This is a genomic window from Streptococcus xiaochunlingii (assembly GCF_006385805.1).
Classification (GTDB): Bacteria; Bacillota; Bacilli; order Lactobacillales; family Streptococcaceae; genus Streptococcus; species Streptococcus xiaochunlingii.
The window spans coordinates 1,001,865-1,026,831 of sequence record NZ_VFSG01000001.1; the positions used below are offsets into that span (position 1 = coordinate 1,001,865).

The 24,967-nt window shown below is 41.4% G+C and carries 24 protein-coding genes; 3 read left to right on the plus strand and 21 right to left on the minus strand.

What is annotated here, in order from left to right; genetic code table 11:
- Positions 1 to 19 precede the first annotated feature (19 nt).
- Genes FJR71_RS05130 through FJR71_RS05140 form a run of 3 tightly spaced genes read right to left on the minus strand, consistent with a single transcriptional unit; the run spans position 20 to position 2,001 of the window.
- Positions 20 to 706, minus strand: a complete 687-nt coding sequence (locus FJR71_RS05130) for a Bax inhibitor-1/YccA family protein (RefSeq protein WP_006595780.1) — start codon at positions 704 to 706, stop codon at positions 20 to 22.
- A 29-nt stretch (positions 707 to 735) separates the two neighbouring features.
- Positions 736 to 1,224: an HDIG domain-containing metalloprotein gene (locus tag FJR71_RS05135; protein ID WP_140814251.1), complete on the minus strand. Its 489-nt coding sequence runs from the start codon at positions 1,222 to 1,224 to the stop codon at positions 736 to 738.
- 30 nt (positions 1,225 to 1,254) lie between these two features.
- Positions 1,255 to 2,001 (minus strand): TrmH family RNA methyltransferase, encoded by a 747-nt coding sequence (locus tag FJR71_RS05140; protein ID WP_140814252.1) that lies wholly within the window; start codon positions 1,999 to 2,001, stop codon positions 1,255 to 1,257.
- Between the two features lie 73 nt (positions 2,002 to 2,074).
- Here FJR71_RS05140 and FJR71_RS05145 point away from each other — a divergent pair, with 73 nt between their 5' ends.
- On the plus strand, positions 2,075 to 2,353 hold the full coding sequence (locus tag FJR71_RS05145) for an acylphosphatase (protein WP_023024118.1): 279 nt from the start codon (positions 2,075 to 2,077) through the stop codon (positions 2,351 to 2,353).
- A gap of 78 nt (positions 2,354 to 2,431) precedes the next feature.
- Positions 2,432 to 3,370, plus strand: a complete 939-nt coding sequence (gene yidC, locus FJR71_RS05150) for a membrane protein insertase YidC (protein WP_048688323.1) — start codon at positions 2,432 to 2,434, stop codon at positions 3,368 to 3,370.
- Between the two features lie 235 nt (positions 3,371 to 3,605).
- Here yidC and greA read toward each other — a convergent pair whose 3' ends face one another.
- The 18 genes from greA to FJR71_RS05245 all read right to left on the minus strand — a co-directional run bounded on the left by greA (position 3,606) and on the right by FJR71_RS05245 (position 23,838).
- The gene (gene greA, locus FJR71_RS05160; protein WP_048688326.1) at positions 3,606 to 4,088 is read right to left on the minus strand and encodes a transcription elongation factor GreA; all 483 of its coding nucleotides are present in this window, start codon (positions 4,086 to 4,088) and stop codon (positions 3,606 to 3,608) included.
- 60 nt (positions 4,089 to 4,148) lie between these two features.
- Positions 4,149 to 5,759, minus strand: coding sequence for an endolytic transglycosylase MltG (mltG, locus tag FJR71_RS05165; protein ID WP_462217799.1), 1,611 nt, complete (start codon positions 5,757 to 5,759; stop codon positions 4,149 to 4,151).
- A 62-nt stretch (positions 5,760 to 5,821) separates the two neighbouring features.
- Positions 5,822 to 6,322 carry a GNAT family N-acetyltransferase gene (locus FJR71_RS05170; RefSeq protein ID WP_125329107.1) on the minus strand — a complete coding sequence of 167 codons (501 nt, stop codon included), beginning with the start codon at positions 6,320 to 6,322 and terminating at the stop codon, positions 5,822 to 5,824.
- A gap of 12 nt (positions 6,323 to 6,334) precedes the next feature.
- The gene (locus tag FJR71_RS05175) at positions 6,335 to 6,763 is read right to left on the minus strand and encodes a GNAT family N-acetyltransferase (protein ID WP_125329108.1); all 429 of its coding nucleotides are present in this window, start codon (positions 6,761 to 6,763) and stop codon (positions 6,335 to 6,337) included.
- A gap of 9 nt (positions 6,764 to 6,772) precedes the next feature.
- The gene (gene murC, locus FJR71_RS05180) at positions 6,773 to 8,107 is read right to left on the minus strand and encodes a UDP-N-acetylmuramate--L-alanine ligase (RefSeq protein ID WP_048789526.1); all 1,335 of its coding nucleotides are present in this window, start codon (positions 8,105 to 8,107) and stop codon (positions 6,773 to 6,775) included.
- Between the two features lie 14 nt (positions 8,108 to 8,121).
- On the minus strand, positions 8,122 to 8,790 hold the full coding sequence (gene zapJ / locus FJR71_RS05185; protein ID WP_048789525.1) for a divisome accessory protein ZapJ: 669 nt from the start codon (positions 8,788 to 8,790) through the stop codon (positions 8,122 to 8,124).
- Between the two features lie 57 nt (positions 8,791 to 8,847).
- On the minus strand, positions 8,848 to 11,943 hold the full coding sequence (locus FJR71_RS05190) for a pilus expression-regulating Snf2 family helicase (protein ID WP_140814253.1): 3,096 nt from the start codon (positions 11,941 to 11,943) through the stop codon (positions 8,848 to 8,850).
- Positions 11,944 to 12,340: 397 nt separating this feature from the next.
- The gene (locus tag FJR71_RS05195) at positions 12,341 to 12,787 is read right to left on the minus strand and encodes a hypothetical protein (protein WP_140814254.1); all 447 of its coding nucleotides are present in this window, start codon (positions 12,785 to 12,787) and stop codon (positions 12,341 to 12,343) included.
- A 6-nt stretch (positions 12,788 to 12,793) separates the two neighbouring features.
- Positions 12,794 to 14,104, minus strand: coding sequence for a ribosome biogenesis GTPase Der (der, locus tag FJR71_RS05200; RefSeq protein WP_006595767.1), 1,311 nt, complete (start codon positions 14,102 to 14,104; stop codon positions 12,794 to 12,796).
- Positions 14,105 to 14,120: 16 nt separating this feature from the next.
- Positions 14,121 to 14,837, minus strand: a complete 717-nt coding sequence (locus FJR71_RS05205) for an NADPH-dependent oxidoreductase (protein ID WP_140814255.1) — start codon at positions 14,835 to 14,837, stop codon at positions 14,121 to 14,123.
- The gene (gene dnaI / locus FJR71_RS05210; protein WP_048789522.1) at positions 14,834 to 15,733 is read right to left on the minus strand and encodes a primosomal protein DnaI; all 900 of its coding nucleotides are present in this window, start codon (positions 15,731 to 15,733) and stop codon (positions 14,834 to 14,836) included. The genes FJR71_RS05205 and dnaI overlap by 4 nt, the downstream gene beginning before the upstream one ends.
- Positions 15,734 to 16,906, minus strand: coding sequence for a replication initiation and membrane attachment family protein (locus FJR71_RS05215; RefSeq protein ID WP_125329113.1), 1,173 nt, complete (start codon positions 16,904 to 16,906; stop codon positions 15,734 to 15,736).
- Positions 16,907 to 17,380 carry a transcriptional regulator NrdR gene (gene nrdR, locus FJR71_RS05220; RefSeq protein ID WP_006595763.1) on the minus strand — a complete coding sequence of 158 codons (474 nt, stop codon included), beginning with the start codon at positions 17,378 to 17,380 and terminating at the stop codon, positions 16,907 to 16,909.
- A 113-nt stretch (positions 17,381 to 17,493) separates the two neighbouring features.
- Positions 17,494 to 18,309, minus strand: coding sequence for an endonuclease/exonuclease/phosphatase family protein (locus FJR71_RS05225; protein ID WP_140814256.1), 816 nt, complete (start codon positions 18,307 to 18,309; stop codon positions 17,494 to 17,496).
- Between the two features lie 63 nt (positions 18,310 to 18,372).
- A complete protein-coding gene (locus tag FJR71_RS05230; RefSeq protein WP_140814257.1) occupies positions 18,373 to 20,556 on the minus strand; it encodes a PTS transporter subunit IIBC in 2,184 nt (727 codons plus the stop codon).
- Between the two features lie 290 nt (positions 20,557 to 20,846).
- Complete coding sequence (locus FJR71_RS05235) at positions 20,847 to 21,536, minus strand: response regulator transcription factor (protein ID WP_048688364.1); 690 nt, start codon at positions 21,534 to 21,536, stop codon at positions 20,847 to 20,849.
- 9 nt (positions 21,537 to 21,545) lie between these two features.
- Positions 21,546 to 22,970 (minus strand): NADP-dependent phosphogluconate dehydrogenase, encoded by a 1,425-nt coding sequence (gndA, locus tag FJR71_RS05240; protein ID WP_140814258.1) that lies wholly within the window; start codon positions 22,968 to 22,970, stop codon positions 21,546 to 21,548.
- Between the two features lie 325 nt (positions 22,971 to 23,295).
- Positions 23,296 to 23,838 carry a YceD family protein gene (locus tag FJR71_RS05245; protein WP_048688370.1) on the minus strand — a complete coding sequence of 181 codons (543 nt, stop codon included), beginning with the start codon at positions 23,836 to 23,838 and terminating at the stop codon, positions 23,296 to 23,298.
- Positions 23,839 to 24,041: 203 nt separating this feature from the next.
- On the opposite strand from FJR71_RS05245, the gene FJR71_RS05250 reads away from it, so the two are divergent.
- Positions 24,042 to 24,902, plus strand: a complete 861-nt coding sequence (locus FJR71_RS05250) for a helix-turn-helix domain-containing protein (RefSeq protein ID WP_048688373.1) — start codon at positions 24,042 to 24,044, stop codon at positions 24,900 to 24,902.
- The last annotated feature ends 65 nt before the right edge of the window (positions 24,903 to 24,967 follow it).

A 24,967-nucleotide genomic window follows, 5' to 3' on the forward strand; every position in this document is an offset into this window, starting at 1 on the left:
GGTTTCCCAGCTCTTTCTATTAATCGTTGCGTCCAAAAATACGTAAGATATTGATGAATAAGTTGATGAAATCAAGATAGAGTTCCAAAGCCAAAGCAACAACCCAACCATTGGTTGGCTGACCATTGGATTGTTCATAGACATAACGAATCTTTTGGTTATCCCAAGCAGTCAAACCTGCAAAGATGATAACACAAAGAATGCTAAGGACATAATCCATACCAGAGCTTTGTAAGAAGATGTTTGCAATCGAAGCAATGATAATACCAATCAAGGCCCCCATAAATGCTCGTCCCATTCCAGACAAGTCTTTTTTGGTCACACGACCAATGGCAGACATGATGAAGAACATCAAGGCACTAACGACGAAGGCTTTATAAACTGTCGCTTGAGCATAGCGTGCAATGATAAAACTCAAGGTAAAGCCATTCAGAGCTGAATAAGTTAAAAAGAGAGGCAAGGCCATGGGATTGTTTTTCACAGATTGTCTCGAAGCGACCAGGACCAAAATCAATTCAACAGCAATGGCAATATAGTAGACCCATGGAGCCTGAGTTAGAATATATATGAAGGTTTCTTGGAAAAGTGTCATCATCAAAGCTGATACAACAGCTGAGATTCCAACTCCAACTCCAACTAGAGAATAAATTTTGCTATAAAAGCTATTAAGACCACTTTGTTCGTGGATAACGGTTTGTTGATTCATCATCAATTATTCCTTTCAAACTTAAATTATTATGATTTTAACATTTTTCGATGGAAAAGTCTCCTCTTTGACCACTTTTTTCTCATTGGTTCTGAGACTTCTTTGATCGCCCAGTATTTATCGACCATGGTCACGAGGAAAGATTCTTTGTAGCGAGGTAGAGCAAGCGTCAAGCCCCACATATGTTTGAGGATGATGTCCTCTTCTTTTTTATTGAGGCTTGTTATCTTTTTGGCATTTCGGACAGCTATCCGAGGATGTACCCAGGCATGGCTCTTGTTAAATTTGACCTGCCGCCAGTCGTAGTAAAAAAGATCGTGTAAGAGAGCTCCCCTTGCTGTACTTTTGGTATCCCAGCCCATCTTCTTAGAAATGCGGTAGCTAGTGTAGCTAACGTGAATAGAATGCTCCAAACGGTTGGAATGAATATGGTGGGGAATTTCCTTTAATTTTTGAAGTTTGGGATGCTGGATCAAATGTCCGACTTCAGCCATATATTCTTTGTCTTGTCGATACATGCGTATCACCTCCTCTATCTGACTAACGCACTATTCTTCGATCATAGAAAAAATCAAAATCCCTGCAGCAACAGCGACATTCAGACTCTCTGCCTGACCTGGCATGGTGATATGAACCAGCTGATCTGCCTTCTCAGCCATCTGATCACTAATACCTTGTCCTTCATTTCCCATGACCAGCACAAAAGCAGGGACTTTCTCCACTTGCTTATAGTCGATAGAATCCTGAGACAAGGTGGTCGCATAGATGGGTAGCTGACTTTCTTCAATGGCTGTTAAAAGTTGCTCTTTTGGCAGACGGATAACAGGAAGATGAAAATGACTCCCCTGCATAGAGCGCAAGGTTTTCATATTATACAAATCTGCTGATTGATCGGTTAGAAGCACCCCGTCAAAGTTTGCTGCGTCAGCAGTCCGAATCATGGTTCCGACATTTCCTGGATCTTGAACATCCTCTAACAATAAATACCGTCCTTGAGCCAGCTGAAGATGCTGGATTGGCTGTATCTTAATTTCAGCCACGATTCCTTGAGGGCTTTTGGAATCAGCAATTTCCGCTAAAACCTCAGGACTTACGATGGTCACCTTCGTATCTTTTTTGATCTTATCTACAAACTCTTCTAAAACAAAGACTTGTTCAATCGGAGCCTGATGATTGATAGCTTCTTCATAAAGATGCCAGCCTTCGATCAGGTAGGAGTCGATTCGGTATTTTTTTTGATGAAGTTTTTTAACTTTTTTGATCCCATTATTGGACTTAGAGGTTATAATATTCATAAGACTATTATACCACATTCACAGGAGGAGCTTCTCCGTCCTGAGTAGGAATTCAAGCACAAGGAGAACAAGCATGCAAAAAGTTGAAATGACGGCCCAAGGTCGAGTTCAAGGTGTTGGCTTCCGTTGGGGAGTTTATAGCTTAGCACTAGAAATTGGAGGCATTACAGGTCGGGTCTGGAACAATGATGATGGAACGGTCACTATCCTTGCCGCCTGTGAAGACAATGCCCTCATGGCCAAATTTATCCAAGAAATACGAAAAGGTCCTACTCCTTTTTCAAAGGTTTCTTATCTGGACGTCCATCTGGCAAACTTCGAACCCTACAAAGATTTTAAAATTTCAAATTAAGTCCAGAGAACTATTGTTAATTTGATAAAAAAACAGTAGAATAGAAAGGTATTATTTAAAATTAAAGGATTATAACTCGTGAAAAAATATAAACGTTATCTACTTGCTGCTCTCAGCTTGTCTGCCCTCCTCCTCTTAACAGGATGTGTCAGCATCGACAAGACAACCAAACAACCAACTGGTTTCGTCTGGAACCTCATTGGAAAACCGATGGGGGAAGCCATCAATTTCTTTGCGACAGATCTTGGCCTTGGCTTTGGACTGGGGATTATCTTAGTAACCGTAATCGTTCGAATCATCATCTTCCCTCTAGGTATTTATCAATCTTGGAAAGCAACCTACCAGTCTGAGAAGATGAACTACCTCAAACCAATCTTTGCGCCGATCCAAGAACGCATCAAAAATGCGGAGACTCAAGAAGAGAAATTATTGGCCAACTCTGAATTGATGGATGCTCAAAAAGCAAATGGTGTCAGCCCATTCGGCGGCATTGGCTGTTTGCCTTTGTTAATTCAAATGCCTTTCTTCTCTGCCCTTTATTTTGCAGCTCAATACACTCCTGGTATTAGCAAGGACTCTTTTCTTGGCATTGGTCTCGGTTCAAAAAGTCTTGCTTTAACCTTAGTTGTTGCTGTTCTTTACTACATTCAAAGTATGCTCTCTCTCCATGGTATCGAAGATGAAAACCAAAGAGAAACTATGAAGAAAACAGCTCTCGTAAGTCCTATTATGATTGCAGTCTTCTCTTTGATGGCACCAGCTGGTGTCACTCTCTACTGGGTAGTCGGTGGTTTCGTACAGATTATTCAACAATTTGTCATCAACTACCTCATCCGTCCAAGATTGCGCAAACAAGTTGCTGAGGAATATAAAAACAATCCTCCAAAAGCTCCAGCATCCAATGGACGTCGTGTAAAAAAAGATATCACACCTACTAATCCAACCAACGCTAAACGTTCCCTTCCAACTAACGGAAACAAAAAACGAAACGCTGGAAAACAACGCAACCGTAACTAACACTAGCAAAAAGGCCGAGATATCATCTCGGCTTTTCCATTACTATAAAAAAAATGAGAGTGGGACAGAAATCGGTAATTCGTTAGAATTCGATTTCGTCGTCCCACCTCCGCACAGTTGAGTAGGGCTGTAAAAGCTGATGAAATCAGCGTAGTATAGCCCACTCAACCACTGCGTCTTGCTCGACAATCCGAAGACAATTGAGAGGCTAGGACTTTTGTCCCAGCCTCATTTTTTATTCTGTTTTTTCAACGTTTAAGATTTTCACTTGGTAGCTTCCTGCTGGAGTTTCAATCGTCACAGTGTCCCCTGTTTTGTTACCAATTAAGGCATGACCGATTGGACTTTCATTTGAGATCTTACCAGCAAAAGCATCCGCTCCAGCTGAACCAACAATAATGTAAACATCTTCTTCGTCTTCGCCAATTTCTTGCACGGTAACTGTTTTTCCGATCGCTACTTCATCAACAGCGACAGCATCGCTGTCGACAATTTCAGCATAACGAATCTTTGTTTCTAGGCTGGAGATTTGCCCTTCAACAAAAGCCTGTTCGTCTTTAGCTGCTTCGTATTCACTGTTTTCCGAAAGGTCTCCGTAAGAACGAGCAATTTTAATCCGCTCTACAACTTCTGGACGACGAACTAATTTCAATTCTTCTAATTCTAGTTCTAACTTTTGCTTTTCAGCTAGGGTCATTGGATAGGTTTTTTCTGCCATATTTCATTCTCTTTTCTATTATTTTTTCGAACTAAAAAGGTGTGGCATGCCACATCCTCCTTAGTTTGAGCTGCTTTCTGTTAATTTGCTATTCACGTGTTCTTCCACGTTTTTAGTGTGTTCCTCATAAGTTTTTGCAAAATAGACTTCCCCAGTCTCTACATTTGCTACAAAGTAGAGGTAGTCTGTCTTGCTTGGGTTAACGGCTGCTTCAATTGCAGATACTCCTGGACTATCTACAGGACCAGGCATCAAACCAGTATTCTTGTAGATATTATAAGGTGAATCGATATTGGTGTCAATCGTTGCGTCTTCTTTTAGTGTCGTCTTCTTGCCTAATTGGCCTTGTGCGTACAAGATGGCAATATTACTTTGAAGAGGCATATCTTGATTCAAACGGTTATAAAAGACGCTTGCAATATCCTTGCGGTCTTTATCTGTAGCACCTTCTTTTTCAATCAAAGAAGCCAGCGTCAATGCCTCATTGACATCAATATTTTTAGCTTCCATAGTGTCATAGTAGGCTGAAAGATTTTGGTCCATTGCAGCTAACATCTGGTCTACAAGATCTTCCATTTTACTATCTTTTCCATAGCCATAAGTAGCTGGGAAGAGATATCCCTCCAAGCGGTAGCGTACGCCACTTTCTTTGGACGGCAAGGTTGCTAGTAACTTAGGATATTTGGCTACCATCTTTTCAATAAAAGCATCATCTTGGATGACTTTTAAGAATTCTTCTTGCGTATATGGAGTCTTGGCACCAGATTTGGAGCTTGCATCCACAGAGACAACTTTCGCGATTTGATCAATCGTGTAACCCTCAGGAATCGTAATTTTTCCTAAAACTGGTGGTTCTGGGGTTTTAGTCCCTTGCTCTTGCAATTTTTGAATAATGGTATCGAGATCCATACTCTTTTGTAGATTGAAATAACCGGATTGGAAGTTCCCATAATTCTTGAACTTGGTGTAATAGTTGAAGAACTGACCATTCTTAATCAAGCCTTTTTTCTCCAAAATAGTTCCAATTTCACGATTGCTAGAACCAGCAGGTATTTCAACGGTTACAAACTCTGTAGCCTTGGCATCCATGGCATTTAAGTTAGATTGAACATAGGTCACTGCAAAAATTCCAGTTGCAATTATTAAAACTAAAAGAATTCCTAAAACCGTCAAGACAATCCGCTTCGCAATAGTATTCTGTTTTTTCTTTTTCTGAACGCGTTGGTCACGATCCTTGCGCGAAACACTAGATACCGGTTTTTCTTTTCTCGAAACAGCTACAGGCTGACTTGAACTTTCTGCTTCTCGAGTTGGCTCTTCGATTGGTAGAAGGGTTTCTTCTTGGTTCTCTTCGGCTACTTCCTGAATTGCAGGGACCTCTGTAACCTCTGGCACTTCTACTCTTTCTACTTCCACTGGAATCTCTACGGTTTCCTGAACCTCAGACTCTTCTGACACAAGCTCTGGAAGCGTTCCTTCCATCTCGCCTTCTTTTTTTTCTGGAATAGAGATTTCTTGAACAGGTAAGTCATATTCTTTTTCAACCTGTAAAATCTGCTTATTGGCTTCTTCAAGATCACGGAGAATTCGCTCTTTAAAGCTTAATAATTTTTCATTCTCTTGTTGGTTATCAGTCAAATACTTGACCTCCCTTGTCATAATCCTTAATATTATATCTTAAAAGGGATAGAAAAGCAATAGGAACGAGGCTTGAGCGCCTCAAATCCTATTGATCAGTTACTTGATGGGACCTCCAATACTAAATCGTACCAAACTTCTCCAGCATAGTTAGAGTCCGAGCGTCCTTCGTTTACAAAGCCGTTCCTTTCATAATACTCAATCAAGTAATCATGACAGGTCAAACTAACCCCTTCCCGTCCTTCTTCTAAGGCAAGATTCTTCATGGCTTCAAGTAGGGCTTTCCCGACCCCTAAGCCTTGGGCAGACGGGGAAATCGAAAGACTCGTAAGGGTAATATAACCTCCTGGTAGATGGGACTCGTCTTTTACGTCCGCTGTAAAAGAGCGGTCCTCGACATATCTAGTTTGTGTCACTGGGCCTTCTAAATAGCCTAGGAGTTGGCCATCCTTGTCAGCGACTAAAAAGCTATTATTAAACGTTTCAATATGTTTTGCAAGCACCGTCTTATCTATTGCCTCTTCTGGACTAAAATTTTCCAGTTCTATGGCAACGATGGCTTCTAAATCCTTCATAGTTGCACGACGAATGTTCATTTTTCTTCCTTTCTATAGGGATAGGTGCCACATTAGGTGATAGCCCTCCACTCCTTCTTCCTTATCCACTATCTCTAGTTGGAAATCATTCATTTCAAAATACGGAATCAACTCCTCCTGGCAGGTCACATGAATCTCTAACAAGGATTCTTGAGCTACAAGAGACTTGAGTGTGGCGAGTAGCAAGGTGCCAAACCCTTGTTTTCTAAAGTCTGGAAGAATTTCCAACCACAATAATTTTAAAGAGGGATTTTCGAACTGCTCCTCCATCTGAATCAGGCAACTTCCAATCACTTGCCCTTCAAATTCCAAGACCAGAGTTCTAAATCCATTCAGTTCTTGCTGATTCGCTCTTTGAAAAGAAAAATTTTGGGACGTGATCTGTTCGATCTCATCCCAATCATTTTCTTTAGCAAACCGAATCCTAACGCTTGGTTGCATGGTATCTCCTTATTGAACGTTATTGGTCAAGTTCCCAAGCAAACGTTCAAATGAATATTCATAGGTCTGGATATCTCCTGCTCCCATGAAGACATAAACGGCATTGTCATGATCCAATAGTGGAGAAACATTTTCAGCTGTAATCACACCGGATTTCTTAATAATTTTCGCTTCTAGATCTTCTACTTTGACATCCCCATGATCCACTTCACGAGCTGATCCATAAATCTGTGCCAAGTACACCGCATCTGCCTGATTCAAGGCATCCGCAAACTCATCCAAGAGGGCAATCGTCCGAGTAAAGGTATGAGGTTGGAAGACCGCTACGATTTCCTTACTTGGATATTTTTGACGGGCCGCATCCAAAGTGGCAATAATCTCAGTTGGATGGTGGGCAAAGTCATCAATGATGACGGTATCGTTGACAATCTTTTCTGTAAAGCGACGTTTGACCCCGCCAAATGTTTTTAAGTGTTCCCGAACCAAACCAAGATCGAATCCAGCGATATAAAGCAAACCAACGACCGCTGTTGCATTCATGATATTGTGACGTCCAAAGGATGGGATTTGGAATTGTCCCAAATCTTCTCCACGGAAGTGAACACTAAAGATTGATCCCGTAGTAGAACGCAAGAGATCACTGGCTACAAAATCATTACCTTCTTTTTCAAATCCATAGTAGTAAATCGGAGCCTTGGCTGTGATCCGACGAAGTTCAGGATCTTCACCATAGATGAACAAGGCTTTGGAAATTTGTTTGGCATAATCATTGAAGGCATTAAAGACATCTTCTAAGCCAGTAAAGTAATCAGGATGGTCAAAGTCAATATTGGTGATAATCGAATACTCTGGGTGGTAAGGCATAAAGTGACGTTCGTACTCGTCTGATTCAAAGACAAAGTACTTAGCACCTTTCGAACCACGACCAGTTCCATCCCCAATCAAATAGCTAGTATCTGTGATATTAGACAGAACATGAGACAAAATTCCTGTAGTAGAGGTTTTCCCATGAGCTCCTGCTACTCCCATGCTGACAAAATCACGCATAAATTCACCCAAGAATTCATGGTAGCGTTGATAGGTATAGCCTTGAGCATCTGCATAAGCAATCTCTACGTTGTTCTCAGGTTTAAAGGCATTCCCAGCGATTAAGATTTGATCTCCAGTAAGATTTTCTTCGCTGAATGGTAGGATAGTAATCCCTGCTTGCTCCAGACCTCTTTGGGTAAAGTAATATTTCTCTACATCAGATCCTTGTACAGTGTGTCCCATCTGATGGAGCATGAGTGCCAAGGCACTCATACCAGCTCCTTTTATTCCGATAAAATGAAATGTTTTTGACATAGTTTCTCCTCTCGCTAGTCCAGATTGGTCACATTGAGTTCTTGTTTAATAAGTCTCGTTGGAATGTTTTGTTGATCCTTGTTATAGATTTGACTCTTTTTCAAGAAATCATAATTATTTTTTTGGGGTTTCTCTTTTTGGTGGGATTCTTGAACTGGATGTTCCTCAGCACCTTCTAAAAGGATTAATTGCTCTTGTTTCAGTCTCTCGCCGTATTTGATCAATTCACCTGGGGTTTCTTTTCGAAATGGAGCTGTTGGCTTCCCTTTTGGCATGAAAGAAGCGGTGAATTTCTTACGATTAGACTTAGATGCAATATCCGCCGTCAAATACGGAGCCGTCCGCTTCTTTTTCAAATCCGCACGCGCTGCTTCACGAGCTTCTTCTGCGTAGCGATTCGCCGGGCTCTTTTTATCAACAGGCTCCTTGAAATCAGGAGTCATTGGCTGCCTTCTTGACTTAGGCACTTCAAATGGTTTTTGAAGGGATTTTTGTAGATTTTTTTGATAAGGTTGCTCTGCTACCTTTTTAGTTGCAATTGGCTCCCATTCTAAATAGTTTTTATCTGTATACTCCCCAAGAATATTACTAATGAAGTCCCCATCATCATATAAATTCATATGGGGCATTTGAGTTAGCATCAATTCATCATCTGCTACTTGAGGAAAATGCTTATCCGTCATCCTATTTCTTCCTTTCGACACTCCATTAATTATAAACTATTCATTTTATTTTTCAAGTTATTCTACCGAAATACCCAAAATTTCCCGAATTTCTTCAATAGAAAGGCTGGAGCGCGTTTCGGTGCCATCTAATATGGTAGAAACTAAATGACGTTTGCTAGTCTGGAGCTCTTGAATTTTTTCTTCGATGGTCCCTCGAGTAATCATCCGGTAGACCTCAACATTCTTATCTTGTCCCATTCGATGGGCACGGCCAATGGCTTGATCTTCTACCGCAGGGTTCCACCATAGGTCAACCAAAATAACCGTGTCAGCACCTGTCAAATTCAAGCCAACTCCACCTGCTTTCAAGGAAATGAGAAAAGCATCTCCTTGACCGGAGTTAAAGGCGTTGGTCATATCTTGGCGCTCATTAGCTGGCGTAGATCCTGTGATTTTAAACGAAGTCATCTTCAGAGCATCCAACTCTTTTTCAATGATATCCAGCATGCCCCTAAATTGTGAGAAGATCAACACTCGTTGGTTTCCATCTTTGATCTGCTCTAGCAATTCTCGAAGGCTATCTAACTTCCCACTATCTCCAGTATAGTCCTCTAAAAAGAGGGATGGAGTATCACAAATCTGACGAAGACGCATCAAACCAGATAAGATTTCCATCTTACTGCGATTGAGTTCCTCTTCAGAAGAGCTTAGAATGCGGTCTTGCATTTGTTTCAACTGGGCTAAATAGATCGTTTTTTGATCGTCAGCCAATTCATTCTTATAGGTCATCTCAATCAAATCTGGAAGTTCCTGCAAGACTTCACTTTTTTTCCGTCTCATGATAAAGGGCTTGACGTATTGAGAAATAGTCGCTGGACTCAATTGTTTAAATTCTTTTTTACCCGGAAACAAACCAGGAAGAACAATTTGGAAAATCGACCAGAGTTCCTCTACATGGTTTTCTATTGGCGTTCCCGACAAAGCAAAGGTATGAGGAACATCGAATTTCCGTAAGTATTGAGCAATCTTGGTTTGGGAATTTTTCATGACCTGGGCTTCATCCAAGATTAAGTATTGGTACTGATTTTTTTCGTATTGCTCTACGTCCTGGCGGAAAGAAGCGTAACTGGTAATCGCTACCTGAGGGTTGCTTGCAATCACCTCGTCGCGACTTGCTTTGAGGCCATAGATAACCTCCACTTTCATTTGTGGAGCAAACTTTTCGAACTCCTCTTTCCAATTATAGATTAGACTAGATGGGGCTAAAATCAAAATCTTAGAATCCGACGTCGCAACACTTGAGAGAAAGGCAATGGTCTGGAGGGTCTTTCCAAGCCCCATATCATCTGCCAAAATCCCCCCAAAACCATAGTGATTGAGCATGGATAGCCAGCGGACTCCGACTTCCTGATAATCTCGAAGTTTAGCATTTACTTGTAGCTTACCTAATGGAAATTGCTCTGGATGAATCAAATCATGAGCCAAGTGACGAAACTCTTCAGAAAATTGGACATTGTCAGCTGACTCAAATAACTCGGAGAGCTGGAAGGCTGCAATGCGATTGGTTTGTAACTGACCTGTTTTTGTCTTCTTTGCACGAAGATTCAATAAAGTCTGACTGATCCGCTTGGTTTCTTCATCAAAGATTAGAACCTTTCCTGATTGACTGATATAATAGTCATTCTTCTCAACCAAGGCACTCATCACTTGCTCAACCTCAGAGGGATCAATGGAGTCAAATTCAAAACCAATCTCAAGGAGACGACCACTGGTTTGAATGGCAATCTTTGGCTTTTCAACCTGATACAGATCTAACAACTTATCCGAAACTTCGACCTCTCCCAGTTCTTCAAACAAGGGAAGGGTCTGCTGAAAGAAGGGATAGATCTGCTTGGGAAGGAGAGGAGCTCGTTTTGTTTGAAATTGATTGGTAAAGCCAGCTGTCAAGATGGTTTCAAAAACCAAACGTTCCTTATCAAAATTACTGGAATAAGGCAGATCCTTAAGTTCTTTCTCAGAGCGAACGATACGGTCCTCGTAGACAAAAACTAGATCCAGCAGCACTTCTCCTTTCTCCGATAAATCAAAAGCAAAGTGAGGTTGAAAATCGTGAATATAGAAATTACTTGGTGCTTTCACCTCACCAATTTTCCTAAATTGCTCTAAGCTATAAGTTAATTTGGTCTGATCAGACAAATCAAATTGAACATGTCTTTTCTGATCACTGGAGAGGGGTAAACTCTGCACAGCCTCAATCAAAATCTTTTGAAGCGGTGATATTTGATAAAAATGGCCATTTGCCAAAAGAAAGCGACCTTCCACCAATTTATAGGAAGCCACTTGGACCTGTAGTTCGATAAACTCCTTCATTTCCACTACTTGGAAAGAAAACAAGCCTGAATCTTCCTGGAGTTCTTGAAAGAATACTTCCTGATAGGTATCCAGTCCAACTTCAAGGGTAAAGGACGGTAGGTCCATCAATAATTGCACAGCTTCTTCAAAGAAGCTCATTGGAAAGTAAAGATGACGTCCACCATTTGGAAAGAAGAGGGCATCATGCACCGTATCTCCCGATAACAAGCCTTCTAAGAATCGAATCAAGGAACGACTTTCAGGATCAAAGGCTGCGTAGGAAATCGGCTCGTAATAACTTTTTCCAATCGCAAAATGGGACTGTTTTCTGATGGCTTGCAAAAAAGCTACAACATCCCGCACCACATAAGTTCTCTCATCCGGTCTGCGATAGATACGAAGGGTCCACAAAAACTGACCGGAATAGTCGTCTACATGACCGGTTGCTGAGAGACCAAAACGGACTTCTTTGCTTTCAATTTTTGGTAGGACTTGATCTAAAAACAAACTTCCAAAAGATACTTTTTCCTTTGTTTCTTGACTTTCTGTTGCATCTTGCTCCAAACCAAGCAAGAGTTCCTTCCCTTCTTCATCATTTTTTAAAAAGGCTTCTCCTGCGGCTAAATGCACACAGAATTTTTTCTTCTGGAAAAACTCACAACTACAAAAAATTGCTTGATCATCTAGACTATAGCGGAGGGACTCATTGTCAATTCTGAAATAGAGGTACTGATTCTTCATTTCCTGTAGGGATACTTTCCCGTTTTCATAGAGAAGGATTCCTTCTGAACGGATTTTCCCAGGAATTAATTTTGCCATATTTACCACCTTATGTTTATCCCTTTATTATATCATATCCCCTCTAAAATAGAAAAAAAGACAAAGAATTGTAAAGAATTCAATGCCTGATTTTACTATCACCTACTCTGCTTTTTTTCCATTCAAATTAAAGAAGAGGTATTCTTAGAAACTTCCCGTAGGTGAGTACGGACGTCAGCGAACTTCTATGAAGTTCCATGACTTAGTTTTGGACCCAAGGTTCCAAAACTCCCGAGTGCTAGAAACAATCTTGTTTCTAGCACTTTTCTCACGGCGGAAAGTTTCAGATCTACTTGAATGACTCCAAAAATAAAAGTCATTATTTGAAATATAGCTAGCTATTTTATGTTTAAAATGGTTTGTTTACATTCTAAAAGGAACACCAAGTGTGTTCCTTTTATTTTATTCTCTTATAGCCTTCTTTTTTGAAATTTTTGATATGTTCTGAATAGTTGGCCAGTTCTCCAAACGTTTTTTTCTCATCGTTGGCTTTATTTAAGGCTTCAACATCTAAGTCTTGGTAGACAATCTTGGTATGAATCATCAGTCCACCCTCTTTCGTCCGACTCACATCTGTTGTATAGCCCGAAATTCCTTTTTTAGGTTCAACAATTTCTTTTTTAATATATTCGAATTCAGAATCATCTTCAATATTTAAATTAAAATTATCAGCCCAAAACTCTTCAGAGATCATTTGATTGGATCTATGTCGAATCGTCACTCGAACAAGACTATCTGTATATTTTTTCTCGTAGGTCTCTTCTCTTTCAACACTACAAGCTGTTAGTCCCAGAAATACAAAGAATGAGACAAGCAGCATGAGTCCTTGTTTCAAAATTTTCATAAACACCTACTTCCGTTTCCGAGCGATCAAATGGATTGGGGTCCCTTCAAAGACAAAGGCTTTCCGAATTTGATTTTCCAAGAAACGTAGGTAAGAGAAATGCATGAGCTCTTCTTCATTGACAAAGACCACAAAGGTTGGTGGCTTGGTAGCAACCTGAGTCGCATAGAAGATTTTTAGACGTTTTCCTTTATCTGTCGGGGTCGGATTAATGGCGATGGCATCCATAATAACATCGTTTAAGACAGCTGAAGGAATCCGTGTATTTTGGCTTTCACTGATCTGCTTGATCATATCTGGTAACTTGTGCAAGCGTTGTTTGGTCAAAGCAGAGACAAAGATAATAGGTGCATAAGATAAGTATTGGAATTGATCTCGAATATCATCTTCCCATTGCTTCATGGTGTGGTTATCCTTTTCAAGGGTATCCCACTTATTGACCACGATGATCATCCCTTTCCCAGCTTCATGGGCAAATCCGGCAATCCGCTTATCGTACTCGCGGATTCCTTCTTCTGCGTTCAAGACCATCAAGACCACATCCGAGCGATCGATAGCCCGCATAGCCCTCATCACAGAATATTTCTCTGTATTTTCATATACTTTACCAGATTTTCGCATTCCGGCTGTATCAATCATGGTGTACTCTTGGCCTTCTGCATCGGTGAAATGGGTGTCAATCGCATCCCGCGTAGTCCCTGCTACAGGACTGGCAATGACGCGGTCTTCCCCAAGGATGGCATTGATCAGACTAGATTTTCCGACATTTGGGCGGCCAATCAAGCTGAACTTAATGACATCTGGATTTTCTGGCTCCCGATCCGTCGGAAGGTTTTCAACAATAGCATCCAAGACATCCCCTGTACCAATCCCGTGCACAGATGACACTGGCAAGGGTTCTCCCAAGCCAAGAGCATAGAAATCATAGATGTCAGTTCGCATCTCTGGATTATCGACTTTATTGACTGCTAAAATGACTGGTTTATGGGTCTTGTAGAGCATCCGAGCCACATACTCATCTGCATCGGTAATCCCTTCTTTTCCAGATACGACAAAGACAATGACGTCTGCTTCATCCATGGCAATCTCCGCTTGGTGCTTGATTTGCTCCATGAAAGGTGCGTCCACGTCATCAATCCCGCCAGTATCAATAATACTAAATTGATGGTTGAGCCACTCAGCCGTTGCATAAATACGGTCCCGAGTAACCCCTTCGACATCCTCGACAATGGAAATCCGCTCACCGGCAATCCGGTTAAAGAGCGTTGACTTCCCGACATTTGGACGTCCTACAATGGCAACAGTAGGTAAAGCCATGGTGTCCTCTTTTCTCTTATTTTTCTAGTTGGTGTTTCTTTAATAATTCTGCCGTAGCAGCTGGTTCTTCCTGTCCAAATTGGGCAGCCAAACGTTGGCTCCAAGTATCCGTTGCCCGTGCCCCAGCATAGGCGGTCTGTACTCGATCAAAGGCTTCAATCACTTCAGGAGTCTGCTCCTGGTAACTTTCTTCGAAGACAACAGCTTCCAAAGGAAGGCGGGGCTTCACAGGATGGTTCTGATTTGGCACTCCTAAAGCCATCCCAAAGACAGGATAGGTGTAGTCTGGTAAGTTAAATAGTTTCGCCACTTCAGCTGCTTCATACCGAACCAAACCAATAACGACTCCTCCGTAGCCTAGACTTTCAGCAGCCAGCAAGGTATTCTGACCTGCCAAGGCAGCATCTACAGAAGTAATCAATAAATTATCTGGTCCTTCTGGATGGAATTGATCCGTATGCATCCGAACCCCTTTTTCAGCTCGGTTGAGATCTCCTACAAACAGTAAGAAAACAGAGCATTGACGAATCGCCTCCTGAGGGACGAATTGGTAAAGCGCCTCTTTCTTTTCCTGGCTTCTCACTAAGATAATGGAATAAGACTGGAAGTTCTTCCAAGAGGAAGCCATCTGTCCTGCTGTTAGGATCGCTTGAAGGTCATCCTCTTTGATGTCCTCCTCCTTAAAGCGACGGACAGAAGAATGAGATTTCATCAAATCAATTATAGTATTCATCGGCGATTTTCTCCCTCTAGGCGGACTTCTTTAGCAAGGAACTTAATTCGCTCCATGACACGTTTGGCTTGCCAAGTCTCATCTCCATTCCGTGATGTAGCAAAATGACGTTCTAAATCTTCAAAATTGAAATTCGAAGTAAAGAAGGTTGGAAGAATCTCCTGCATCCGGTGTTGCAAAATCACTTGCAAGACTTCATCCCGGACCCAAGGCGACATCTGCTCCGCCCCAATATCGTCTAGAATCAAGATTTCAGCCTTCTTGACCTGATCCAACATCTCTTTAACTTGCCCTGTGTTGATGGCATTTTTGACATCGATGACAAAGCTTGGAAAATGCAAGAGGGTTGAAGAAGCCTGCCGTTTTTCAGACAAGTCATGAGCAAGAGCTGCCATCATATAGCTTTTCCCAACTCCGAAATCTCCGTATAGAAAAATTCCTTTACGAGCTTGAGGATAGGAAGCAACAAAATTGGCCAACTCTTCAAAGGCTCCAAAACGTCCCCGATCATCCAAGTCGACTTTCGCTAAGGAAGCTTCCTTCAAGGTACTTGGCAAGTTAATCAACTGCAAGCGTTTATTGATAGCAGCTTGTTTTTGTGCCTCAATCAACTCAGGTGTCTCTTCATAGGAAACATCCGCATAGCCCTCATTCATGACCAATACAGGCTTATACCCTCTTGCAATATAATCTTCATCCCCTAGGACAAAACGATTCCGTTCACTGATGTATTGGTTAAATTTGGAAATGCTGCGACGGATTTCTGCTTCCGACAAGGCTTCCTTTTGAATAAAGTTTGCAATCTCAGGTTCGGCGAGAATTTGAGCTACCAATTCTTCATAATTGAACTGCTGTGATCGATTCATCTGGGATATGGTTTTCCCTACGCTCTCCATTTACTCCCCTCCTTGATTTAATTTCTCGAGCAAGGCCCGTTTTTGTTGTTCCAAATCAGCCTGTTCTTCCTGGCTGGTCTGATTGGTATAGTTAGGCTGACTCCACTTAGGAACATTGGTTTTTCCAGTCGCTTGTCCACTCTTAGTTGCTTTCTCTTTTGCTTTTTGTGTATGAGAGTCTTGGCGCTGGCGGATCTTCAGGACAGCCTCCTCGGCCGTTTTAATCCCCTCATACGCAAAATCATTCCCAACCTTTAAAGCATATTTTTCATTGAGATTGGCAGAAGCAACCTTATTAAAGGTCAACAACAAGATTACGTTTATGACTTCATCTAATAGGCCTAACTGGGCCAAATCAGAAATCACTTGACGCTCAGATTGGGTAACGACAGCCTTACGCGCTTTTTTAATTCCTGCTAAAAATTGGAGACTGGACTTATTTTTAGCTTCCCGGATAATGGCTCTTTCCTGTGGAGTGAACTCATCCTTACCTTTTTCCTGTGGTTGTTGGGTTAGTTTCTGTCTCATCCGCTTGGTCGAAATGATCAAATTAGCCGCTGTCTCCTTGGCCAAGAGATAGGTCTCATACCAAGTCCAATTCTTCTCTTCTGTGATGGCATAGAGAACCAAGAGGTCTTCTTGTTCGTTCTCAAAACGGAGACCATCTCGCGCCATTAATTGTTTAAAGTGCTCCAAACTGAAGGAAGATGTTTTCTTCTGATGGGTCGAAACTCCATCAATCCCAAAGACAGAGGCAAAGTTCACCTTCCGTTTTTCGCCCTCTGGTTTTTCAGGAAGCAAGTCACGAACTGCCGCTTCTCCTATTTTTTTCTCCAGCAATTTCTGATAAGCAACATTGGCAAAAAATTGATTTGCTTCTAGCGGAGGCACAAATCGGAACTGAAGTCCTTCTTCTGTTTCATAAACCTCTAATAAATTCATGGCAATCAAGCGGTCTAGACTTTCGAGAAAATGAGCGAAACCTAGATCCAGATGATTTAAAATGACAGCAATCAGCCGTTTTTCTTTCCCCTGATCATAGAGACTCAGCAGAAAAGTATATAATTGACTTGCTTGAACACCTAATATTGGTCCATACAGATGCGTAAAGGAGGCTCCTGTAGGCGCCAAATAATTATTCTTCAAGAAAGAAAATGAAGTATTGGGCTTCATCTATTTTTCCTTTTTCTTCTTCGTTCCTTTGGTAATCTGTTTTAAGAGACTTTCCAATTCACCAACATCCTTAAAACTACGATAGACACTCGCAAAGCGGACATAGGTAATTTCGTCCAACTCTGCTAACTCGTCCATGACCAGTGATCCAATATAGTCACTCTGGATCTCATTTTCACTCTGGCTTCGAATCTTTTGTTCGATGCGACCCACAATTTCCTCAATTTCGTCACTCGATACGGGACGTTTCTGAGCTGATCGAATAATCCCATTAAATATTTTATCTCTAGAAAACTGTTCTCGGGTGCCATCTTTTTTCACCACAACAAGAGTCCGCTCTTCTACTCGTTCATAAGTGGTGAAGCGATGATGACATTCATCACATTCTCTTCTTCTACGAATCGTTTTCCCATCTTCTGCCTGGCGACTATCTACAACACTAGACTTGTTTCCGCCACATTTTGGACACCGCATGTACACCCTCCTTATCGTTTCTTAATACTTTATTCTATCATATTTAGGGCTAAAGTGAAAGCAAGCGAAACAAAGAAAATCCCTAGCCTCCTAAAGGCGTAGGGATTTGAATCTTATGGTAAATACAAGTCAGCTGACAAACCATAATGGTCGCTGACGAGAGGTTGGTTGGAACCATCAAATACAACTTCTAGTCGTTCGATAACCCATTCTTTTGAAGTGAAAACATAATCAATCCGCAAAGGTACCTGATTATCATCCCATCCATCAATTCCAGGACCTACTGTGTAAGTCCCCTTGGTCTGACGGGCTTCAATAAAGCTATCTTGAAGAGCTAGCGGACTCGCTAAAATGGCCTCATAGCCTTCTTGCCCAGCAGGATTATTAAAGTCTCCAGCTAAAATCAAGGGTTTTTGCAATTGGCTAAAGCGCTCTTCTAAACGTGTCCACTCTTGTTGGAAACCTTTATTCCACCAAGAGAAGTGGACACTGGCAACAGCAATTTCTTTCCCATCAACTTGGGTTTCTGCAATGGCAATCCGTCGTGTATGATAATCTGTTGGATCATTCACATCTGAAACCAAGAGTTCGCTTGCCTGGATTGGGGTACGTGATAGAACCGCCACGCCTTCATGATAACGGTCATAGCCGATATGGTTGTAAGCCCAGGTCCAGTGATAGCTCAATCCTTCTTCTTCTAATTTTTCAACTAAACAACGAACATAGTGATCCTGATGGATCGGCTCCGCAGAAGGAGTTGGATGATATAAGTCATTAACTGGAACAACTGGACTTTCGATGGCCTGATTGATTTCTTGGAAACAAATCAGATCGTATTGCTTTTCAATAATGTCTGTTAATAAGTCCTCAAATTTTTGTTGGGGATTTTCTTCCATCCAACTATGAGTGTTCAAAGTCAAAAATTTCATGATCCTACTCTCCTAATAGAGAATTCCCTGTATCCGATGGATACAAGGAATGACTCTCATAGATTATAATTCAACCTTGGCAACCACAGCATCTGCTGGAAGTTGACCAGTTTGTGTAAGAGTGACAGATTGAATAGCTGCAGCATTTGTGAAGACTACAACTGTTGACGTTGCACGTCCAGCTTCACGAATAGCATCCAAATCTGCTTCTACTAATAAATCTCCCGCTGCCACTGTTTGGCCTTCTTCTACCTTCACTGTGAAAGGTTTTCCTTCCAAACTTACAGTATCAAGACCGATATGAACGAGAACTTCAAGACCAGATTCTGTTACCAAACCAAGTGCGTGTTTGGTAGGGAAGACGCTTGTCACCTTACCAGCTACTGGTGAAACAATCTGACCATTTGCTGGTTCAACTGCAAATCCGTCACCCATCATTTTTTGTGAGAAGACTGGATCTTGAACTTTTTCTAATTCAATGACTTGTCCTTCAGCAACTGAGTGAACTTCTTCTGTCACTCCTTTAAAGCTGACTTCTGCTTGTTGAGAAGATGCTTTTTGACTTGGGAGAGTTTCAGGAATCACTTCACCTGAGTCTAACAAATCTTGGATATCTGATTTCAATACGTCCGCTTTTGGACCGTAAATCGCTTGAACCCCTTGTCCTTTCATGACAAGTCCCATCGCACCTTCAGCCTTCCACTGTTCTTCTGTTCCAACTTTAGTTTCGTCTTTAACAGTCACACGAAGGCGAGTCATACATGCATCCACATCTACGATGTTGGCACGTCCACCAAGAAGGTTGATAACGTTAACTGCTTGTGAAGCAGCGGCTACTTTACCTGAAGTTTCAGATGCTTCTGAATCTCCTTCAGCTTGTTCGTAGTTTCCGTTACGTCCAGGAGTTGCGTAGTTAAATTTCTGGATCATGAAGTTTGCAATGAAGTACATGATCACTGCAAAGAGAACAGTTACCCAGATGAAGTTAATGATATCCATACCAATACCCGCTTTAATGGTCATTGGTGTACGAGTTAAGAACTCAATTGATCCAAATGAATGGACACGTAGATTGACGATATCTGCCATCGCGAAGGCTGCACCTTGTACCACTGCATATACGAGGTAAAGAGGCATAGCTACAAACATAAACATGTACTCGATTGGTTCTGTAACCCCTGTAAGGAAGGTTGCAAGAGCAGTCGCTATCATCATCCCTTTGTATTTGTGTTTCTTATCAGGGTCTACATTACGATAGATGGCAAGGGCAACCCCCATCAAGATACCAAATGAACCGATCATTTGTCCCACTTTGAAACGAGCAGGTGTGAAGGTATCTAACAAGTGTTGGTAAGTAGCAGGATCAGAAACTTTTGTATTTCCTAAGTCAGTCACCCAAGCTAACCAAAGTGGGTCTTGACCGAATACAGTCGAACCTTTTGAGATACCAGAAAGCACTTCATAAGTACCACCCAATTGTGTATAGTTGATTGGGATGGTCAACATGTGGTGAAGACCAAATGGAAGCAAAAGACGTTCTAGAGTACCAAAGGCAAATGGTGCAATAATTGGTGCTGACTCTTTTGAGTTAGCGATCCAGATACCAAAGTTGTTAATTCCTGTTTGGACTACTGGCCATAAGAATGACAAGACAAGAGCCACAATTACAGAACGAAGGATAACGACAAATGGAACAAACCGTTTCCCATTAAAGAATGATAGGGCATCTGGTAACTTGCGGTAGTTGTAGTATTTATTAAAGGCTGTTGCTCCTACAAAACCGGCAATAATACCAACGAAAACTCCCATATTCAAGGCAGGTGATTCTAAAACACTCGTAAAGTAATCAGCAACCTTGATAGATCCACCAAGAAGAGTATGAACTTGTGCTTTTGGATCTTTAAGCATATCTCCTGTTACACCGAACATCACACCAGTGATACGGTTAATCAGGATAAAGGATAGACCTGCTGCAAAGGCACCACCAGCACGTTCTTTTGCCCAGCTACCACCGATAGCCAATGCAAAGAGAATGTGAAGGTTAACGATAACTCCCCAACCGATTTGTTCAAGAACACCACCGGTAGTTACCAAGAAACCAAGTTCTGGATTAATCATTGCAATCGTTTTACCAAGACTGATCATCAGACCTGCCGCCGGCATAACTGCAACGACCACCATCAACGCTTTACCGAATTTTTGCCAAAATTCAAAGCTAAATAGACTTTTGAATGATTGTTTATTCATCATTCGACCTCCTTATAAAATTGAAATGCCCGAATATAAGAAAACGTTTGCATATCACGATTACTATTATACCACTTTTTTTTCATTTGTAAAGCCCTTACATCTATATTTTTAATTCACAATCTTTATAGATAAAGGCCTTGAAAAGCCTATAATATAAGCAAACGTTTGCTTCTTTCACAATTTTTTAAAAATTTTTTTAAAAAAATTTTTAAAAATTTCTTCTTCCTTCCTTTTCCTTTTTGACAAACAAAAAATCCCTTTGAGATTTCTCATCAAAGGGAATGTTGTTATTCTTGCATTTGGTAGCCGACACCTCGGACAGTTTTGATATAGCTCTTTTGTCCTGGGAGATCTATTTTTCCACGAAGATAGCGAATATAGACATCAACGATATTGGTTTCTGCTGTACTCTCATACTTCCAGACACGCTCCAGCAATTGCTCCCGACTAAGGACATGCTTACTTCCCATCAAAGTCGCTAACAAATCATACTCACGACGTGTCAAGTCAATTACTTCCTCTCCCCGATACACCATATGATTCTCGAAATCAATTCGTAAATTCCGATAAGAAGTAGGAACTTTCATCTGATTACAATGTTGGTCAATAAAATCACGGCCTCTAAAAATAGCGATGATTTTCTCAACTAAATCACTGATCACGAATGGTTTGATAACATAAGACACTGCAAATCGTTGGATACTCTCCATATGCTCAGAAATTTTCTCACGACTATCTAAGACAATCAAGACTGCTGCAGGACGAATCTTACTCAGGCGTTGAGCAAAATCTTCCCCACTCATATCTTCTAGTTCGTAATTGAGAAGAATTAAATCATATTCTGTAGCCTGCAGGAGTTTCAAGGCGATTTCCCCTTGTTCTACCAAATCAACTACATATCCTGCTTTTTGAAGTTCTAAATCAATAAAGCGCGCTAAATTCTTTTCATTTTCTACTAGTAATATCCGCTTTGTCATAACCTACAATTATTTTTCGTCGTACCAAGAATAGTGGAAGGTACCTTCTTTGTCCTTACGTTGGTATGTGTGAGCACCAAAGTAGTCACGTTGCGCTTGGATCAAGTTCGCTGGAAGATCCGCTGAACGGTAGCTATCAAAGTAAGTGATGGCTGCTGAGAAGGTTGGTACTGGTACACCTGCTTGTACAGCAAGAGCTACAATGTCACGAACAGACTGTTGGTACTTAGCTGTTACATCCAAGAAGTACTCGTCCAAAAGAAGGTTAGCAAGATCTGCATCACGGTTGTATGCATCTGTGATCTTTTGCAAGAAACGAGAACGGATGATACAGCCATCGCGCCAGATAGATGCGATGTCTGCAAATGGCAAGTTCCAGTTGTTTTCTTTAGAAGCGACACGCAACTGCGCAAAACCTTGTGCGTATGAGATGATTTTTGAGAAGTAAAGGGCTTGGCGGATCTTTTCGATCAACTCAGCCTTGTCTCCTTCAAATTTGAAAGCAGCTGGTTTTGGAAGCACCTTGCTAGCGTGTACACGTTCTTCTTTGTAAGTGGAGATGTAACGTGCAAATACTGACTCAGTAATGAGTGACAATGGCACACCAAGATCAAGCGCTGATTGGCTAGTCCATTTACCAGTTCCTTTATTTCCTGCAACATCCAAGATGTAGTCAACGATTGGGCCATCTTGACCTTCGTCGTCTTTGCGTCCAAGGATATCCGCAGTGATTTCGATCAAGTAGCTGTCCAATTCACCCTTGTTCCACTCAGTGAAGATTTCAGCCATGTCTTGAGCTGAAAGGCCAAGCAAGTGTTGCATCAAATCATAGCTTTCTGCGATCAATTGCATGTCCCCATACTCGATACCGTTGTGGACCATTTTCACGTAGTGACCAGCTCCATCAGGACCGATGTAAGTCACACATGGTTTACCATCTTCTGGTGCTTTTGCAGAGATTTCTTCAAGAACATCTGCTACCAATTCATAAGCTTCTTTTTGTCCACCAGGCATGATAGAAGGACCTTCAAGGGCACCTTTTTCACCACCAGAAACACCTGTACCGATAAAGTTGATACCTGAGTTCGCCAACTCTTCATTACGACGGATTGTATCTTTGTAGAACGTATTTCCTCCGTCGATCAAGATATCGCCTTTGTCCAAATGTGGAAGAAGGGCTTGGATAGTTGCGTCAGTACCAGGTCCTGCTTGAACCATGAGCATGATCCGACGTGGTTTTTCGATTGAGTTTACGAAACTCTCGATATCATAGCTTGGCACGAAGTTCTTTTCAGGATGGCAAGCAACAACATCTTCTGTTTTTTCTTTACTACGGTTATAGATAGCAACTGTGTATCCACGAGATTCAATATTAAGGGCAAGGTTACGACCCATTACGGCCATACCAACAACACCAAAGTTTGCTTTTGTCATGTGACACTCCTCTTTATAGTTTGCCTATATTCTACCATTTTTTGACATCAAATGAAAGTAGAAAATCATCTCCTGCCCCTTCATGTAGAAAGATAGCTCCTATCTACTTTGAAGCAAAAAACAAAAAGTGCCTGAGTTACAATCCTCAGACACTTTCCAATCGATTCTACTCATCTGCTTTAGAAGTTCATTCATTGGCTTCAAGAATTTTCACTACTTGTTGATCTGCATCATTTCTACCTTTGACTTACTGCCAGAAAAGGACATTCAATTTCTGTTCCAGAACCCTATCTTCACCTTCCTTCAGCGAGCCTCTTGTCAAAGATTACTTTTCTTCATCAAATAAACCTTGGAGACCAGCAAAGGGACTGTTTTCTTCTTTCTTGATCGCTTGAGCTTCTTGGTACTCTTCCTCTGTCATGATTTTCCAATCATTGCCCTCGATAAAGCCTTTACCAGCCTCTTCTTCTGGAGTGAGAACCTTGAGAGGAATATTGAGCAGGATATTGTCTGCCACACTCTCACTTAGGTCAATCTTGCCCCCTTCAATGGGAAGAATCAGATCTTCCTCAAGAGCTTCGATATCTGCATCAGACTGTACATCCTCAGCGAACACCTCTGTCACAGGGTAGCTTTCTTGGAGTTCAACAGGTTCCATGCTTCGACTAGATGCCAAAACGATGGTGTAGTTCAACTGGTAATCCAAGACATAAAGACCTGTATCATGAGCTACTCGACCTGTCGCTGTCACATGTTTCAAATCAAGAATTTCTGGATTACGCTTTTGCAATTCTTTTAACAAATCCAACTCTTGATCAAATGCAAGTCCTTCAGGATTTTTACGGATTTCTTGTGTAAATAAGTTCATTCTGTTGTCCTCAAATCTTCTAGATATTACTAGTATATCATGAAGCTGTCCCTTCAACCAAGATGTCTCCTCAAAAATTTGTTATAATCATAAAAAAATACAGAGACTAGGCAAATTGGTGTTGTACACAATGGTCCCACATCTCTTGAACAAAAGATGGTCACTTGCTAGTGCATTGATCAATGTTAGATAGAGGAGAATTCATGAAAGAAATCGGAACAGTTTTTCGGCAAATACGTGAAAGTCGCCACATCTCTTTAGAGGAGGCTACGGGTGGCGAATTTTCGCGCTCCATGCTATCTCGATTTGAAAGAGGGGAAAATGACCTGACGACGCAACGGTTTTTTCAGGCCCTTCAACAAATCAAAACCAGCCTCAGTGAGTTTTCCCATCTAGCTGGAATCGATCAGCACTCTTTTATTCCCAAATTGTTGAAAGAGCACTATGAAAACATGAGCTTGGAACATGATCAAGCCTTGTACCAAAGCTACCAGCTAGCCTATCAGAAAGATCACAAAAAAGAAGACTTATTAGCCAGCATTATTCTCAAGGCCCAAATGCTTGGCAACTATCCTGAGGTAGAGTTTGCTGCTAGCCAAGAGGAACTAGAATTCCTCTATGACTACCTCTTCTCTGTCATGGTCTGGGGAAATTTTGAGTTAAGCCTATTTTCACTGACCTCTCCTCTTTTCTCTAGTCAGCTCTATCGACAATACACAGAGGAGTTGGTCCAACGGGAGGACTTCAAGCTTCTCCTAGATTCCTCTCGTCCTGCCATCAATTCTATTTTCCTTAATGGCTTTTTTCTCGCCATTAGTTCAAATGAATTTGAAGATGCAACCTATTTTGATCACCTGATTAACAACCACTTTTACTCTGAGAACGAAGCCTACCTTCGGACGGTTTATCTCTACGCCAAAGGAGAATTTCTCTATCGAAAGGGAGAAAAAGAAATCGGTCTTGAAAAGATGGAACAGGCCATCCAGGTTCTCTCTATTCTGGATTGTAAGGACAGTGCCAACTACTACAAACAGGGCCTGCAAGAACTGATCAATAAATCCTAAAAACTCACAGATCTACTCCGTGAGTTTTTGTTGAAAATATGCAACATTAATTTTTTCTTGCTTTT